General features: G+C 46.8%; 1 protein-coding gene. It reads left to right on the top strand.

Going from position 1 to position 1,197, the window contains the following annotated elements:
* Positions 1 to 48 precede the first annotated feature (48 nt).
* A protein-coding gene (locus tag NG795_RS28380) for an IS630 family transposase (protein WP_367291948.1) occupies positions 49 to 1,190 on the top strand; the annotation gives its coding sequence in 2 pieces (ribosomal slippage) (positions 49 to 490 and positions 490 to 1,190; 1,143 coding nt in all).
* Positions 1,191 to 1,197: the final 7 nt, after the last annotated feature.

Genomic DNA, 1,197 nt, shown 5'->3' with positions numbered 1-1,197 from the left:
TAGCGCGTCTAAGCTAAAATAGTGGGTAAAATATCTTTGAGGAGTCTCATGAGTAACCCGAACATCAAACATAAAGTCTATCTGACCCCCGCCGAGCGAAAGGACTTAACCGAACAGAGTCGCAATGGTCATGCAAGCGCTAAACGAATTATCAGAGCAAGAGTTTTACTGATGGCTGACCAAGAGCATCCCGAAGGGCGCTGGAAAGATGCCCAAATCAGTGAAGCGTTAGGGGTCCACATTAACACCGTCGCTCGGATTCGTAAGTCCTTTGTCAAGGGTGGAATAGAATCTGCTGTGACAAATCGTCAACGGCAAACCCCTCCGGTCGAGCCTATATTAGATGGAGAAAAACACGCACACCTAGTGGCAATTTGTTGTGAAAACCCCCCGTCGGGGCGGGTACGCTGGACTCTGAGTTTGTTGGTGGAGGAACTGAAGCGTCGTGGGCTCGTAGTTAACATCAGCAGGGAAACGGTACGTCAAAGTTTAAAAAAAACAAGTTGCGACCTTGGAAAAAGCAGCGCTACTGTATTCCGGAAGACGATGCGCCGCGTTTCATAGCTCAAATGGAAGATGTTCTTGATCTGTACACTGCCGTCCACACTGAAGAGGAACCTTTAATTTGTATGGATGAAGCTGCCGTACAATTAACGGATCATGTTAAGAATCCCATTCCTCTCCAACCCGGTCAAGATCCCAAAGAAGACTATCATTATGAGCGTCACGGCTCCTGTCCAATCTTTCTTTTCATCGACCCAATTAAGGGTTGGCGACGAGTGAAAAGCTATGAACGTCGGACTCGTATTGAGTGGGCCGAAGAAGTTCGCCACTTGTTGGAACATGAGTATCCCCATGCCCAAAAAATCAAATTGGTTTGTGACAACCTCAACACCCACCACATTGCCTCATTATATCAAGCATTTCCTGCTCAAATCGCTCATCGTCTAGCCCGTCGGCTTGAGATTCATTACACTCCACGGAATGGAAGTTGGCTAAATATTGCTGAAATCGAGTTGAGCGTATTGCATCAACAGTGTCTGGACCGCCGGATTCCGAGTCAGGAAATTTTGACACAGGAACTTCAGTCTTGGGAGGAAGAACGGAATGCAACTAGCGCACAAGTTAAATGGCGATTTTCTACAGAAGACGCTCGAATTAAATTGCATCACCTTTACCCACAATTTTAGCCTAGAC

The organism is Laspinema palackyanum D2c, from assembly GCF_025370875.1.
Classification (GTDB): Bacteria; Cyanobacteriota; Cyanobacteriia; order Cyanobacteriales; family Laspinemataceae; genus Laspinema; species Laspinema palackyanum.
Note: the sequence above shows the minus strand (reverse complement) of the source record. Positions and strands in the feature narration are given on the sequence as shown.